The 14,845-nt window shown below is 60.0% G+C and carries 12 protein-coding genes and 1 pseudogene; 5 read left to right on the plus strand and 8 right to left on the minus strand.

Going from position 1 to position 14,845, the window contains the following annotated elements; all coding sequences use genetic code 11:
- Positions 1-295: 295 nt before the first annotated feature.
- The 4 genes from AC2ETI_RS29545 to AC2ETI_RS29560 form a co-directional block, all read right to left on the minus strand.
- Positions 296-535 carry a hypothetical protein gene (locus AC2ETI_RS29545; protein ID WP_483634786.1) on the minus strand — a complete coding sequence of 80 codons (240 nt, stop codon included), beginning with the start codon at positions 533-535 and terminating at the stop codon, positions 296-298.
- 291 nt (positions 536-826) lie between these two features.
- Positions 827-2,158, minus strand: coding sequence for a hypothetical protein (locus AC2ETI_RS29550; RefSeq protein WP_483634787.1), 1,332 nt, complete (start codon positions 2,156-2,158; stop codon positions 827-829).
- 27 nt (positions 2,159-2,185) lie between these two features.
- Positions 2,186-3,526, minus strand: a complete 1,341-nt coding sequence (locus AC2ETI_RS29555) for a condensation domain-containing protein (protein WP_483634788.1) — start codon at positions 3,524-3,526, stop codon at positions 2,186-2,188.
- Positions 3,523-4,821, minus strand: a complete 1,299-nt coding sequence (locus tag AC2ETI_RS29560; protein ID WP_483634789.1) for a glycosyltransferase — start codon at positions 4,819-4,821, stop codon at positions 3,523-3,525. Before AC2ETI_RS29560 ends, AC2ETI_RS29555 begins: the two co-directional genes overlap by 4 nt.
- Before the next feature lie 118 nt (positions 4,822-4,939).
- Between AC2ETI_RS29560 and AC2ETI_RS29565 the strand changes: the two are divergent.
- Positions 4,940-5,122 (plus strand): annotated as a pseudogene (locus AC2ETI_RS29565) (glycosyltransferase); the annotation flags it as partial.
- A 240-nt stretch (positions 5,123-5,362) separates the two neighbouring features.
- Positions 5,363-6,223 carry a glycosyltransferase gene (locus AC2ETI_RS29570; RefSeq protein WP_483634797.1) on the plus strand — a complete coding sequence of 287 codons (861 nt, stop codon included), beginning with the start codon at positions 5,363-5,365 and terminating at the stop codon, positions 6,221-6,223.
- Here the strand turns inward: AC2ETI_RS29570 and AC2ETI_RS29575 are convergent.
- From AC2ETI_RS29575 to AC2ETI_RS29585, 3 genes are read right to left on the minus strand one after another with little or no spacing between them, the layout of a single operon-like run.
- Complete coding sequence (locus AC2ETI_RS29575; RefSeq protein ID WP_483634790.1) at positions 6,213-7,088, minus strand: glycosyltransferase family 2 protein; 876 nt, start codon at positions 7,086-7,088, stop codon at positions 6,213-6,215. The two genes, AC2ETI_RS29570 and AC2ETI_RS29575, sit on opposite strands and share 11 nt — an antisense overlap.
- A gap of 14 nt (positions 7,089-7,102) precedes the next feature.
- The gene (locus tag AC2ETI_RS29580; RefSeq protein WP_483634791.1) at positions 7,103-7,936 is read right to left on the minus strand and encodes an ABC transporter permease; all 834 of its coding nucleotides are present in this window, start codon (positions 7,934-7,936) and stop codon (positions 7,103-7,105) included.
- A complete protein-coding gene (locus AC2ETI_RS29585; protein WP_483634792.1) occupies positions 7,933-8,895 on the minus strand; it encodes an ATP-binding cassette domain-containing protein in 963 nt (320 codons plus the stop codon). The genes AC2ETI_RS29580 and AC2ETI_RS29585 overlap by 4 nt, the downstream gene beginning before the upstream one ends.
- 714 nt (positions 8,896-9,609) lie before the next feature.
- Here AC2ETI_RS29585 and AC2ETI_RS29590 point away from each other — a divergent pair.
- Positions 9,610-11,082 carry a condensation domain-containing protein gene (locus AC2ETI_RS29590; protein WP_483634793.1) on the plus strand — a complete coding sequence of 491 codons (1,473 nt, stop codon included), beginning with the start codon at positions 9,610-9,612 and terminating at the stop codon, positions 11,080-11,082.
- Positions 11,083-11,231: 149 nt separating this feature from the next.
- On the opposite strand, the gene AC2ETI_RS29595 is transcribed toward AC2ETI_RS29590, so the two are convergent.
- Entirely contained in the window at positions 11,232-12,602 is a 1,371-nt protein-coding gene (locus tag AC2ETI_RS29595) for a condensation domain-containing protein (RefSeq protein WP_483634794.1), read from the minus strand.
- A gap of 554 nt (positions 12,603-13,156) precedes the next feature.
- Here AC2ETI_RS29595 and AC2ETI_RS29600 point away from each other — a divergent pair.
- On the plus strand, positions 13,157-13,675 hold the full coding sequence (locus tag AC2ETI_RS29600; RefSeq protein WP_483634798.1) for a Fic family protein: 519 nt from the start codon (positions 13,157-13,159) through the stop codon (positions 13,673-13,675).
- Positions 13,676-14,279: 604 nt separating this feature from the next.
- On the plus strand, positions 14,280-14,845 hold a 566-nt coding region (locus AC2ETI_RS29605; RefSeq protein WP_483634795.1), incomplete at its 3' end, for an amidase family protein.

The following is a 14,845-nucleotide window of genomic DNA, read 5'->3' on the forward strand; positions in this document are numbered from 1 at the left end:
GACGATGTGTGCGCCAGAACCGTCTGAGCAGGGTGACGTCGACGGCGGCTGCACACTCTGTGCGGCCAGCGCCGGCTCTGGGTGATGGTGAAGAGGCGTCGAATAGCTCGTCCATGACGGGGTGGTGTCGACGACCTCGTGGGTACGTTCGTCGTGGATGCGGCGGAGTACCGGTCCGTTTTCGGTCGTGCGAGTGTTCGGGGTGGTTCCCATGTCCTGGAGGATTGCCCGCGTTCCGGGTGTGACTGCTGATGTGGCGTCTCGGAGTGGACGAATTCGCTTGCAGAGCAGTAGTTCACGGATTTCGGCACCTCCTCCGTCCCCCGTTCTGGGTTTTGGGGGTGTGAGCCGGGTGGAGGGTTGTAGTGCGGTGCGCGGCATTACGGCGGGCTGTGGCGGCGGTGGTGAGGAGGTATTCTTCGGCGGCGCTGTAGTCGGTGAGGGTCGTGCCGTCAGGGCCTGGGGCGTGGATGATCAGGTCCAGGTAGCGGCGCCGGTAGAGGTAGGCGTCCGGCTCGGTGAGCAGAAATTCCACGGCGGCGACGATGTCAGGGTGCGGCGTTACTCGTGTACGCCTGACGTGCGGGTGCTGGGTGTGTCCGTGGAGGCTGGTGGCCTGAGGAGACGGTGCGGAGCGATCCGCCTCGGTGAGGGGCGCATATCGGGGCGCTGCCGCAGAGCGTATCGAGTGTGCTGCCCGGGCGGAGGAGTCGGATACTGGGCGGGGATTCTCCGCTTGCGGAAGCGCCACTGGAGCCGGTAACTGGACTGACAGTCGGAATACTGCCGAGATCATTCAGCTACGAACATTCTGTGGGGCGGACAGTCACCACCGTTTCGGTGACTGTCCCCAGGCGATGAGTTCGTCTTCGAGGTGATCGAGGAGTTGTGCCTGGTCACCGAAGTGATCCGGGTGGATCCCGAAGACGGTTAGTGTCATCTTGTCCCCGTATTCCACGGCCCACGCCGCAATTGAGGGTCCCTGTCGGCGACGGTCTGCGGGAGTATGACCCTGCATGATCGCGCGCACTGCAAATGACTCGGCACGGTGTTCGCCTATAGCTGTCGCGGCCGCTGGGGCAACGCCGAGATTCGATACCGTGGCGTCTGGACCGATCACCGATCGCATCATCTTTCCGATCAAGTCCTTCGGTAACAGGCGAACGATCGTCTGCAGGTTGTCGGCAACCTTCTTGTTTCCCGAAGTCGTGTATTCGATCAATGCTTCTTTGCTCAGTCTTCTGATCGTAGTGAGATCCTGCCCGGGGTCGATTCGCTGAGGAACTCTGATCCACACGCCTCCTGAGGCATTTGCGCGTTCGTCGCCGTCCTCACGTCTGTTCACCGCGATACAGATACGTATGCGGTCGTCGGTCACCGTGCAGCCGGCTCGTTGTACGACACCTCCGATGACGGCGATGAGCAGACTATTCGACGTTCCGCCGCATTGTTCTGCGGCATTGTTCCACTCCCTTTTGTCGAGATCGACGATAGCCAAGGTCGTGTCGGGTCCCCGCTCGCTCGCCGCGTGCGAAGGAACCTCAGCGGGCTTGATGGAATTGCGGTTCTTGCTTTTTCTCTGGCGCCACAGCGTGGAGGCGATGATCCGGCTCGCGTGCGTTGTTTCGACGAGTTGAGAGCACGCATCGCGCAGATCTCCTGCCAGGCCACGTAATCCGGCAACCTCGTCGAGTGTGGGAAGCGCGCTGGACGAGGTGCCGTGGTGCGCCGCGCTCAGGGCGTTATACAGTCCTTGACCGTCGGCGATCATGTGTGACACCAACAGGGAGAGGACGAATCTCCCCGATGTTGTGTGTGCGCATTCGAGGCGCCAGCCGTTGCCGATGATCGGATCGAGATTGGATTGACGCAAGCGAGTTTCTGCCCATGTCGAGACTTCTCGGTCGGCTACCGGCTGCGGCTCGATATAGAGCTCCGGTGTTCGGTCGGTTCGTACCCATCGATGTCGAGCGAGCGGTATCCGTACCTTGTGGACACGCCTGTTGAGTGCCCCTGCGCCGAGTTGATCGCGTAGACGTAGCACCGCTTCGATGCCGGGATCGGCCGGATAGATCCACAGGTACTGGATCGGTGCCGATAGCCCGAAGTATTGTTCTGCAAGCATGTACGACTCGTCGGCTCCTGCAACACGGCTCATGTCGTCCTCTCTCGATCGTCGGCGGGGTCAGTAGATTTGGTGCACAACATTCCAGTTGACAAGTTCTTCCGACAAGAGCTTTCGCAGCTTCGTACTTGTGCCGAAATGCAGTTCGTCGAAACCGACGACGGTGAAGGTGAGGGTCTCGCCCACTTCGAGCAGCCACGATTGCAATCCCTCTCCGAACCGATAGGGGAGTGCGGGATCGACGTGCTGCGCGATGCCTCGGAATGCCACCGAGGATGCGAGTTCGTCACCGACTGTTGCGAGTTCGGCGGGGTAGCGCCCCAAATTCGATGTCACGGTGTCCGGTATTCCAGTTCCCGCGGTAGCTACTTTGACCAATAGTGCATCCGGTAGCAGTTGTAGGAGGGGTTGTAAGTGGATCGACGCCGGCCGGCGTCCGGTTTCGAGCGTGGTGAATGCTTGTTTGCATTTGCTTCGGATGACACTGAGATCCCCACCTGCGATGGGCTCGTCGATCAAGATCACCGATACTCCTGCCGTCGCGTTTCCGCGATCGTCTCCCACTGTCCGTTGGCTCACGGGAACCCCAACCTTGATCGGAGTCCCTAACGGTGCATATCCGGATCGACGGAGCGCGCCGGAGATAATGGCGATGAAGAGTGAATTCGCCGTTCCACCATACTGTTCCGCAACGCTGCGCCAGTGGGAACTGTCCACCGCGATCGTCGCCCACGCATGATGGGCGTTCGGTGCACGTTCATGCATGGGCAATTTCGTCAGCGAGAGGGGTGAAGCGTGCTGCCTCGACGTTCGCTGCGTTGCGGCCGCAGCGAGTGCCTTCCCGATTCCGGAGGCCGCCCCCGTCAGCTGGCGCGCCGCGTCGAGTCCATCTGCGATCAGACCCTGTCGCGGCGTCGCTGCCACCTCGGCCGGTTGCGGAGGATCAACAGTGATCGCAGCCAACGCCGCCGAGACCATTGCCTTGCCGTCTGTTACCAGGTGCAGCGCTGTCAGCGACAGTGCGAAGCTTCCATCGGCGACGTACGTGCCATGGAGCTGCCAGGATCGTCCGCTCTCGGAATCGAGTGGCGCCGAATACAAGTCGGCATTCAACCAGTCGGAAACCGACTCCGCTGCGACAGGGATTTCATCTATGACTACTGTGCTGGTCCACGAAGATCGAACCCAGTACGGTCTGGCAAACGGGATCGCCGGTGTCACCAAACGGCGATGCAACGGACCTTCGCTCAGTCGAGAAGCCATATCCGCCAGTGAATGTCGATGCGGTGGCGTGGGGAAGATCCACTGCAGTTGCAAGACGACAGACCACCCCAGCGCGGTCTCCATGAAACGATAGAGATAATCCGAGGGATCGAGCCTATTGCCCTGATGCGGCGTCATCGAGTATCCGCCTCGGCGCCGGTAACCGGTTCGCTGACTTGACGTTCGATGATGTCGGCGGCCGCGGCGACCGCGTCCGCCGATGTCGTCAACATTGCTCCGAATGCGCGGACACGTTGTCTGCATTCTTCGGTGAGAATTTGAACCAGCCCGGATCGCAGTCGAGCAGTGTCAAGACCCTTCAACCGCGTCGTAGAACCGATACCCAATCGAGTCAACTGTGAGCCCCAGAACGGCTGGTCCGAACCCACCCAGCAGATCATCGTCGGACGCCCCGCTCGGATCCCGGATGCGGTAGTACCTGCGCCACCGTGGTGTACGACCGCTTTGCACAGCGGGAAGACCTTCGTGTGGTCGACCGAGCCGATCACTTTGAGGTGTGAGTGGTTGCCTGCGTCGAATTCGTTCCACCCCATACTCACCAACGCTCGTTCACCCAGTTCCTCACATGTAGCTGAGATGAGGGACAACAGGGCCGCTGGATCGGATACGGGCATGCTGCCGAAACCGAAGTACACAGGCGCCGGTCCGGCCTCGATCCATTCGACGAGGGCGGGATCGAGTTCGCGGTCTTCACCGATACTTTTGCGCTGCCTGTCGTCGAGGTCCACGAATCCGACGAAGGGCCGTTCCGCCCCCCAATCGGAGGCCAGTTCGGGTACGAAAGTCCTGTCGTATGCCTGAATCTGTATGCTTCTATACGAGGTGATGCGCTCGCGCAGGGTTTTCGTTGCCGGCTTCAAACCGAGCTCGGTACGCAACCGATTCTCCCTGGCCCGCGTGAGCTGCCAGAAGAGTCCTTCGAACAGTGTCCAACTCGCCCGGTTCACCCAACGCGGCAGTGACACAGACGCTCCCGCGACGGGCGAAAGATGATTGTTCGGCACTATCGGTGCGTGGTGAAGCGTGATGAACGGTATGCCGGATGCCTCGGCGAAATTGAACGCGACCTGTTCGGTGGTGAAGCCGGTGACGATCGCGTCGGCGCCCAGGTGGATCTCGTGCATGTCGCACACGATCTGCGTCCAGCCGAAATCACGAATCTCTGCCAACGCCCGCAGGCGCTTGACAGGTGAACCTGTCCGCGCTCTGTTGCGCACCAGGTCGGAGTTCATGTGAGCTCGGGTGTCGTAGCCGAAGTTCCGTGCATCCAATCCGAGTTTCGATGCGAAGTCGAACAGGTTCGGGGGAGATCCGAATACGACGTCGTGCCCACGCCGACTCAGCTCGGCACCTATTGTTACGGCAGGTTGAATATCTCCTCTAGTGCCGTTGAAAGCAAAAACGAACTTCATGGCTTTCTCCCACCCGGGTGCTATCTTGGAGCATCTGTAGGCAATGTGTTCGTGTTACCGACAGTAACCGTCGTACATTTCACCTGCATGACAACACCAAGAGGATGTGATGTAGGTCATGAAATTTGTATTGGCATTCAATGGATCTCGCGGAGATATACAACCCGCGATCGCCCTTGCGACCCGCCTGTCCTATCGCGGTCACGATGTTGCTGTGGGCGTCCCGCCGAATCTGGTGAAGTTTACTCGCTCTTCGGGTGTGGAAACGCATTCCTACGGGCTCGACACCAACGAGCTTTTGGCATCCGATCTAGTCCGACGAGACCTCAAATCGTCGAACCCGAGAAAGCGGCTCGCAGCGATATCGGAAATCACCACACGCGGGGGCAGGAGAATGCAATCGGAACTACTCGACCTCACTCGCGACGCAGATGCGATCATCGGCGGTAGTGCGGGACAAGAACGTGCACTCAACGTCGCGGATTATCGTATGATCCCCTATATTCCGATGCATTATTGTCCTGTCCGAACGAATAATTCGGTGTTTTTCTTCCAGCAGCTGACGCGGCGCTTCCCTCACGGCGCTCCGACCCGACTGTCCTGGATCGCGTTGGAACAGCTCCTGTGGAGGACCGGAAGGGGGCCTGAGGAGGCGCTCCGTGCGGACCTGGGACTTCCATCTATCGGTGCGCCGGCAGCTACTGCCATCACCGCTCGGGGAGTCCCGGAGATTCAGGCCTACGACCCAGCGCTCTTTCCCGATCTGGCCAGGGAATGGGGCGCGAGCCGCCCGCTCGTCGGTTTCCTCACTCTGTCTGCAGACACCCGAGCGCGTATGGGCGTCGACTCGAATACGCCGAATCTCGGAGCCTGGCTCGACGCCGGTACAGCTCCACTTTACGTAGGCTTCGGCAGCATGCACGTAGAGAACTCGAAAGAGTTGGTGCGCAGCATCACCTGGGCTGCACGACGACTGGGAGTTCGTGTGCTTATCGCCGCCGGCTGGACCGACCTGGAGCCGGCGCGGGATGACGACGTACGGATTGTCGCCTCTGTCGACCATGACGCCGTGTTGCCACGCTGCGTTGCGGCAGTCCACCACGGCGGTGCTGGGTCCACCGCGGCGAGTCTGCGCGCGGGCATCGCGACGTTCGTATGTTGGATAGGTGCAGATCAGCCGATGTGGGGTGCGAGGGTAGAGCACTGCGGCGCAGGGATCAGCATCAGATTGAAGGACATGACCGCAGAGTCATGGCATGCGGCACTAACCCGCCTGCTCTCACCTCGCTGCGCCGCCGCGGCGCGAGGTTTGTCGACGGTCATGATCAGCGCGGATGCGGCCGTCGACCGTGCAGCCGATATCGCGGAGGAAGGAGCCCGCGTCCACCCCGTCATGGATTGATCCGATCCACTCTTGCGGTCCGAAAATTCTTGACGGCAAATGTTTCCGACTCGGAGTCAAAGCCGCGAATAACGAGGAGTCGTACGGAGTGCATCGCGACAATCGCCGGAACATAGACAACGATAGAAAAAGCCGCATATCCGTACTTGCGGTGCATGAGAAAGGTTCGCGGCAGAAAAATCATATACTCGATGAAGGACGACATTCCCGTTTCCATACGCCGCGGAGAGACGCCGACAGTGATGGAAGGAATGAAAGCAATTTGTCCGCCCGTACTCTTGACGCATAACCCGGTATCCACATCCTCGAAAATATCTCGGCGCATGCTCACCAAGTTTCTGACCTCGGACCAAGTATCACTTCGCAAAATCATATTCGATCCGTAGAGAACGGGTACCTCTTTGACTTGTTTGTCTCTCTTTCTGTGAAATTTGTAAATACCGAGACGGTCCTTGAGTCGCTGGACGGTAGTACCGTAGGGGAGCCCGTAGGCCTCGCCGCGACCACAGGCAGCGGACCACCGCATATCAGTGTCGGCGCTAAAGAATTCAACGATGTTTTTCGACCAGTCCGGGGGCACCAGAGTATCGGAGTCGATCCGGGCTACCAATGGACCCACCGCGGCGTCCAATCCGGCGTTGCGTGCAAAGACCAAGCCTTGCTCAGGCTCGCGGATCATTCGCACCTCGTCGAATCGATCGGCGAAGCCGGTGACGATGGAGACAGTCGCGTCCGTCGAATTGTTGTCGACAACCACGATCTCGACGATGTGTGCCAGCTGGCGAGTCAGCCGCTCCAGGCATTGGCCGATGCTGTCTTCTTCGTTGTATGTCGGTACAACCACCGACAGGCACTTCGTCTCCACACCAAACTCCTTCTTCACACTCTGCGCATGTAGACGCGGAGCGTCAACGGCGCAAATACGGCGAGTACGGCGCCTGCACCGAGCAGTGACCACGCGATTTCAACGCTGAAGTCTCCGTGGTTGGCGAGGTCCCGAACCGCCGACACGAGGTGCGAGACCGGATTGAAATTGGCGAATGTCTGCATCCAGTGCGGCATTGTCGATACCGGAACCAGAGCATTGGACATGAACGTCAGCGGCATGAGCACAAGCATCGAGACGCCCTGCACTGTCGATGCCTTGTCCATCAGCACTCCCATGAGAGCAAAGATCCAGCTCAACGCGAAGGCGACGACGATGACCAGCAGGCACGCGACAATTACCCCCGGAACGCTGCTCGGGCGGTATCCCATGACCACTCCGACGATGACCGTCATAGTGGTGGCGACGACATACCTGACCACGTCGGCCAGTAATGCGCCACCGAGCGGTGCGATGCGCGCGATGGGCAGTGACCGGAACCTGTCGAAAACTCCTTTGTTCATGTCTTCGCGTAACTGGACGCCGGTCGAGACGGAGGCGGCGATCGCCACTTGAACCATCACACCGGGGATCAACGTCGGCAAGTATGCGCCCACCGTCCCCGCGATGGCTCCGCCGAAGATACTCGAAAACATGACCGCGAACACGACAGGTAGAGCGATGACATCGAAGAGGTGCTGGGGAGTGTGCCGGAGTTTGAGCAACCCACGTTGAGCCATGGTCGCTGCGTGCGAAAATGCTTGCCCCACATGGATACGACGAGGAACCGTTCGGCCGGCGAGTGGCGAGCGCTCGACGTGCACCCCCGCCGATACACTTCTCGTCATAGCGAGGCCCCTCTCCTCGCCTGGCCCGTGATCGCGATGAACACTTCATCCAAACTCGGTTTCGTGACATTGATTTCGCGGATCGCAATGTTGTCCGCGCGTAGATCGAACAACATCTCCGGTAGGGCGCATAGATCTTCGACGGGAAGCGCGACCGTCCCCTCCGCGGAGATGACGGCATCAGCGGCGGTATGACGCGAGATGATCGCTGCCGCGGCGGCGACGAATGCTGGATCGGACAACGTGAGAACCAGCATCTGGGATCCTACTGTGGACTTCAGTTCGTCGGTGGTCCCTTCTGCGACCAGAGTTCCGTTGTCGACTACGGCGATTCTGTCGGCAAGAACGTCCGCCTCTTCGAGATACTGAGTGGTCAGCAAGATCGTGGTCCCTTCGGTTACCAACGTGCGCAACCGATTCCACAACTGCGCCCGCGTCCGGGGATCGAGACCCGTAGTCGGTTCGTCGAGGAACAGCAACGGAGGTGCCGCGACTAGACTCGCAGCCAAGTCCAGACGTCGACGCATCCCTCCAGAAAAATTCTTCAGCAAACGACCCGCAGCTTCCTCCAGGCCGAAGTCGGCGAGCAGTCCGTCAGCGGTATCGCGAGCCTGGGATCGTTTCATTCCGAGCAACTTGGCGAAGATGACCAGGTTCTCCGCGGCGGTCAAATCCTCGTCGACAGAGGCATATTGACCGGTCAACCCGATCAGTGATCTGACAGCTGTGGGGTCGTGGACCACGTCGTAACCGAAAACCTTTGCCGTCCCGCGGTCGGGGCGGAGCAGGGTAGAGATCAGGCGGACGAGTGTGGTCTTCCCTGCTCCGTTAGGGCCCAATACGGCATACACCGAACCTGCAGGAACTGCGAGGTCGACGGAATCGACGGCACGGAACTTGCCGAAATTCTTGGTCAGGTCAACCGTCTCGATGGCAAGGTCAGGAACAATCGTTGTCACAGTGCACCTCTCCCGCCATGGTTGCTTCAGTTGTGAGATCGCCGAGCCTATGCGTGGACGCATCGGCTGACAAATTTTCGGAGTTCGTGAAACCTTCAACCACACGCCAACTTCGGGAGATCGACACGCGGCGTGTAGTGCCGAAACAATGCTCGACTTACCTCCCGTTCACATCACGGTAATGGCTGCTTCTCGTCATTGTGTAAGACAACCCACACAGCTATGGCTGACGTGAGGAACATTACGGACGCCTCGGTGTGGCGGACAGTCGCAGTGGGTCTAGCGTCGCCACTACTCCCACGTGTCAAGGCGCCGACAGTTTCCGTCGTGAAGTATGACGGCGTCACGGCCGGAGACCTCAGGCGGCGCATCGCGCATCGGGGTTATCCGAAAGGTGCTGTTTCCCAGTGAAATACGTCGTCTCAATCGACAGTCTGTTCAGGTTCAGTTCTCGAACACACAACGGTGGCACGGCGTAATAGCGGTCTGGATCGTTAGGGGTGTTCCCATGAGTACGTTCACCGTGCCAGGCAATGGGTGTGATGTCGTGACGCTGTGCGAATTCGGCTGCCCGGTGCGATGATCAATCCATGCACCGTTCGATCGATTTTTCCTTCGACGTGCCCTGTAGATAGGGCGAGTTAGTTCCGCGCCAAGCGTTTTGAACGCTGCGCACCAGTTCGAAGAACGTAACTGCGACAGTCAGGACGGTCGATGATCATCACAGCCATGAGTAACTGGAAGCCCGCTCCGGGCACACTGATGGAATGGCATCCCACGGTATCCGCTCGCGTGATCGCTGACGCCGCTCCTCTCGATGCGGGGTCCCCCACTTTCCTGCAGCAGAGCCATGTACAGGGTTTTCGAGCAAAGCAACAACGCGGCGGTCGCCATAGGGCATTTCTCGGGGTCGCCTCCGAGATCGACGGCGACCTCGACGTACCTGCACTCACCCGCGCGTTGGTCCGCTTCGTGCACAGGCACGACGGGCTACAGACGTACTTCAGTACCGATGACGGGAACGTGGTCAGGCATAAAGTGGACTCGACCGCAATCGCTTTCGAGGCTGTCGACGGCGGTGACCTGGCTGAGACGGCAGACTTCGAGGCATACGTGATCAAGCGGTTCGAAACTGAAGCCACTGCCGTGAGATGGCCGGGATTCGCCTTCGGCGCGGTGCTCCGCCCGGGCGGTTTCACCATGTATTACGGATGCGATCACGCTTTCACCGACGGCGCCTCGCAGGTTCTGGCTTTTTCCGAACTTGTCGATCTTTATCAAGTGGAGGCACTCGGCGCTGCACCGAGTCCGTACTCGACCACGGACACCGAAGGATTCCGGTCCTATGCGCGCATCGAGCAGGAACGCGCGATGGATTACCCCGTCGACTCACCCCTGGTTCGCGAGTGGCTGGAAGTATTCACCGAGAACGGCAACAAGATGCCCGTGTTTCCTCTCGATCTGGGTCTTGCACCCGGACAGACTGCACCTGTGCGTCCGGTGGAAATCAACGTGCTCGATGCACGTTCAACCGAACTCTTCGATGGCATCTGCAAAAGCGCGGGTGGCAGAATACTCAGCGGGATATACGCCGCCGTCGCCATCGCCGATTACGAACTTGCAGGCAGCGCCGACTATTACGGCATGAGTGTTCTGAATAATCGAGGTCTGGGCAACTTCCAACTCTCACAAGGATGGATGTGCAACTTTGCCCCCGTTGCATTCCATACGGCTGCTGCAACGACTTTCACCGAATTGGTTCCGACGGCGCATGCCGGCCACCTCAGATCCAAGCGGCTTGCCGACGTGCCGGTGCAATCGGTGCTACTCGCCATGCTGGCCTCCGGAGTTGCGAGGGGCGATGTCACTGCCAGCCCCAACATGTTGTCGTACATCGATTTTCGGTGGTTTCCCGGCGCCGGTACCGCGCCGTACGAGCGAGCAATGGAATTCACCGGTGAAGGCGAAACGGCCAACGCGTCGATGTGGTTCAACCGAGACCGGCATCATCTCTATCTCGGCAGCCAGACCCCCGACACCCTTCGCGCACGGGAACAGTTGGCTCGGTACCACAACCATCTCGTACGCATTTTCACGACAGTGGTCGACGAGGGCGACTACCGCATCGCGAACCCTGCACTTGGCGAGAAGAACGTAGCCCTGGCGAATGCTGCAGAAGACCTGTAGTCCATCCGGTATGAAACCAGGACAGGAGAAGATCGAGAAGTGTGTCGCGCAGGCGCTCATGTGGACGGCTCGTCTCGGGTCTTGACACGGTGCTCGTCTCGGCGCGTCGCAATCCGAGTGCGGCAAGGCTGGCACAGCGGTGCCGCGGGCTATCGGACTTCGTGCACCGCTGCGACGACCGCATCCAGGTACTTGTTCACTGTCGATGTTGCTGAGGCCGGAAATCTGGTACGTAGTGCCAGACCTTCGTGGGAACGCGAAAACCAGAACTGGACGTCGTCTGCGATTGAAACCCGGCTCAATTGCCGAGGGTTGATCGGACGCGACAGAGACCCTTGGGCCTGCGACCCACCCGGCATGCCACGATAGTCGGCATAGGACACGGAAAATATGTTCCTGCGAGTTGGTGAGACTTCTCCCGACAACGCCCGCAGGACCTGCGCGGACGAGAGTGTCGAGAGCGAAAGCGCCTCGTGGAAAGAAAGATTGACCGACCGCGCCGTGTCGTGAAAGCGCTTGTGCGTCGTGACGGTGATGGGCGCGTTCGCCACCAACCATCCGAAAGTGTGATTGTGGCGTGGTTCTCGGCGAGTATGAACTGGAAACAGAAGGCGAGTGTCCCTCGTACCTGTCAGTTGCGTGGTAGCGAGAGCGATTGCAGCGAGGGCTCCTCCGAAGGACGAGTGTCGGTTGTCGGCACAGTTCGCGTCAAATCTCTCGGCTTCGTGCGCGTCCAACAGGATTCGGGTGTCGGTGCCTTGCGCGGACATCGTCCCGGGCGGCAATTCCAGGTCCAGCGGAAAGTGCGGAGTGTCACCGCCGCACGCGCGGAGGAAGGACCTCCACCCGGCGATGCGGGGGTCAGCCGGGTCAGGATCAGCGGTTGCCGATTCACGGAAGCAATAGTTGAGGAAGCTTCCGGGCTCGGGCAGGGGGTCGGTTGGGGACGGGTCGTCGATCGCCGCGGCATGACGGCGGTACAAGTAATTGAGTTCGGTGATCGCGATACTCATCGACCACCCGTCGCAGATGGCGTGGTCGAATCCGCAGATCACCGTCGATTGATCAGCGCGGCTGATCGCCCCGAGGAAGTACGCCGGAAAATGAAACGGATTGCACGCTCGGTCCATGCGCTCCCCGAGCAGTCGCCGTACGTCCTCGGGTGTGTGCGCCTCCACCACAGGTTCCTGACGAAGCTGTTGCTCGGTGACATCAGCGACATCCAGGCGCAGTGCTGGCGGTGCGCCCGGGCGATCGGTGAGGGAGAACGAGCACGACAGTGCATCGTGGCGGGCAGTCCACTCTTCGAAACTGATTTCCAGTGCTTCTTCGTCAATTATCCCCGGTACGTCGAAAGCAGCTGCAAGCCATGTTGTCTCGCCTGCACCGCCAGCCAGATGCAACTGCTGATTCGACGTGGGTGGAACAGGATACGTCGATCTCGCGGGGATCGTCGACGGCGTCCATTGCATGATTCGGCCGGGGCGTGCCTCGTATTGATCGAAAAATGAGACGTACATCAGGGTATGGACCTCATTCGATGTGTGTTCGGTAGCAAAAAATCGACGGTGCGGGTGTTTATTGCCGACTACGGGGAATCCGACGTCTGGCGCTCACAATCTGATGGATGTGTCGACTCGTACTGGCTTTACGTAGGTGTTGACTCGTCGAGGTACTTCGCATGGATTGCATACCAACAGATCTCATCTGGGGAGGACGGATCTCTCAATGTGACGAGATTCTTACTTTTGAAAGCGTACGTGGTTGGTTCGCTTGCGGGGGTGGCGAGAGACTTGGTATAGGCACAGTAGAACGCGAGGGGTTCCTGGACGCAACCGCAGGTGTCTGGGATGTGACGAGGCCCATTCGCGTGCTGGTGGGCGGTGCTGGTGTCGTCGTTGCGAGGTCAGGTGAGCGACCTGTCCCGCACATGCCGCTCTCATGTCGGAAGGACAACGTGACCGCTCGTCCACACATCGCGTTCGTAATGTTCGGTGTCCAGGCGTTTCGATTTTGCGCACCTGCAGGCTGTCCATCGGCACCTGTTCGGTGACCGCTGCGAGGGGCTGGTGAGATCCGCACCGTCGACACCGTGCCAGGCGATCTCGGTATTCTTCACGATCCGTCTGCGGCTATCCCGGACGAACTCGAGCGAGTGTTCGCCGGCGTCAACAGCGGGGTCTACCTCAACCATCACCGTCATGAAGCTTTCGTTCACGACCTCGCCGGGCACCGGGGCGATCTGACCCGTGTTCACCCGTTCGCCGACGGGAACTCCCGCGTGCAAAGGGTGTTTCTCGACCAACTCGCCCGCGATGCCGGCTGGGTGATCGAGTGGTGCGAGTTGAGTGTCGACGCCGTCCAGGCCGCCGGCAACTTCGCCTGCGTGGAAGGCGGAATCATTCTCGCTGACGTCCTCTGGTCCGCGATCAAACCTGTCAGCGAAGTGTCACCAGAGTCCATTGCTGTCACGCCCCGGGAGGGCTCCATGTCTTCCCGTGATCACTGGGAGTCCATGATCGAGCATCACGACCCCACGCCCGAACAAACCTACTCTTGGGTTCCTATTGAGAACCGATGCTGCACAACATAGATCGGTTTGGTGGTCGGTTGATCTACTCTTGGGCTTCTTGGGTGGGCCAGGCGTTGTCGGAACCGTTCACCACTCGAGTTTCACGCCACTGGTCTCCCGAGGTGGCCATCAGCTGCGGCCGCGAAGCTGATGTTTTGAACGGATGTACATCGCGTCCGGCTGACTTACGCAGGGGCGCTACGCGCTGGGCCGGTCAGTGGCGCGGTAAGGGAGTCGATTCAGTTCCCGCCGCCGTGGAGACGTCACGCGGCAGATAACTGCGTCAAATCATATGGCGCGCCGTGGTTCTGGCAGACATTTGAGCGCTCTGTACGCGGAGTCCGTAACTTGCCACCGCGACCTTACCTACGGGCGCAAAGTTTCATGACTGTTTGAGGCGGCCAATAGATGCCTGCGTGGTGGGGGTAGCAGTTGGGGTTTGTGGGCGGTCATTCCGCGGCAGTTCATCCCGCAGGGCGTGTTCAAGCAGGCGCCGCAGGCGGCCGAGCAGGCAGTGACGTTCTTCGGTAGCTGATACCGCAATCCACAGATAGCGCCACTTCGGGGTCGTCCGTCCAATATGCTGGACGGACGACCTGAGTGCCTCCGCCTGACAAGGATTCCCATGACCGCGAACACCCCCGTCCACGCTTTCATCGACGACGCCCTGGGCGATCTCGACGCCACCGGCGTCGCCGCCCGGATCGAATCGGGTGAGGTGACCGCGCGGGAAGTCATGGAGGCGTCGATCGCCCGGGCAGAGGCGGTTCAGGCGCGATTGAACGGTCTGGCCTGCACTGATTTCGACCGTGCCCTCGCCAGGAGCTACCGCCCCGCCAAGGGCGTCTTTGCCGGTGTCCCCACCGCGATCAAGGACAACACCGACAGCGCCGGCCTCCCCACCCAGCAGGGCAGCACCGCCTTCACCGCGGTCCCCGCAAAGACCGACAGCGATTTCGCGAAACAGTTCCTCTCCACCGGGGCCATCTCGATCGGCAAGACCCGGCTGCCCGAGTTCGGATTCAGCGCGTCTACCGAATACATGGCCGAAGAGCCCGTCCACAACCCGTGGAACCCGGCGTACTCGTCCGGCGCTTCATCGGGTGGCGCAGCCGCACTGGTTGCTGCCGGAGTCCTCCCGATCGCGCACGCCAACGACGGTGGTGGATCGATTCGCATTCCCGCCGCTGC

It is taken from the genome of Rhodococcus sp. MurmanLake-1, from assembly GCF_056945715.1.

Excerpts from the sequence above, each read along its gene's own strand:
- AC2ETI_RS29550 (WP_483634787.1), bottom strand. The coding sequence starts at position 2,158 with ATGAGCCGTGTTGCAGGAGCCGACGAGTCGTACATGCTTGCAGAACAA.
- AC2ETI_RS29555 (WP_483634788.1), bottom strand. The coding sequence starts at position 3,526 with ATGACGCCGCATCAGGGCAATAGGCTCGATCCCTCGGATTATCTCTAT.
- AC2ETI_RS29560 (WP_483634789.1), bottom strand. The coding sequence starts at position 4,821 with ATGAAGTTCGTTTTTGCTTTCAACGGCACTAGAGGAGATATTCAACCT.
- AC2ETI_RS29580 (WP_483634791.1), bottom strand. The coding sequence starts at position 7,936 with ATGACGAGAAGTGTATCGGCGGGGGTGCACGTCGAGCGCTCGCCACTC.
- AC2ETI_RS29590 (WP_483634793.1), top strand. The coding sequence starts at position 9,610 with ATGATCATCACAGCCATGAGTAACTGGAAGCCCGCTCCGGGCACACTG.
- AC2ETI_RS29595 (WP_483634794.1), bottom strand. The coding sequence starts at position 12,602 with ATGTACGTCTCATTTTTCGATCAATACGAGGCACGCCCCGGCCGAATC.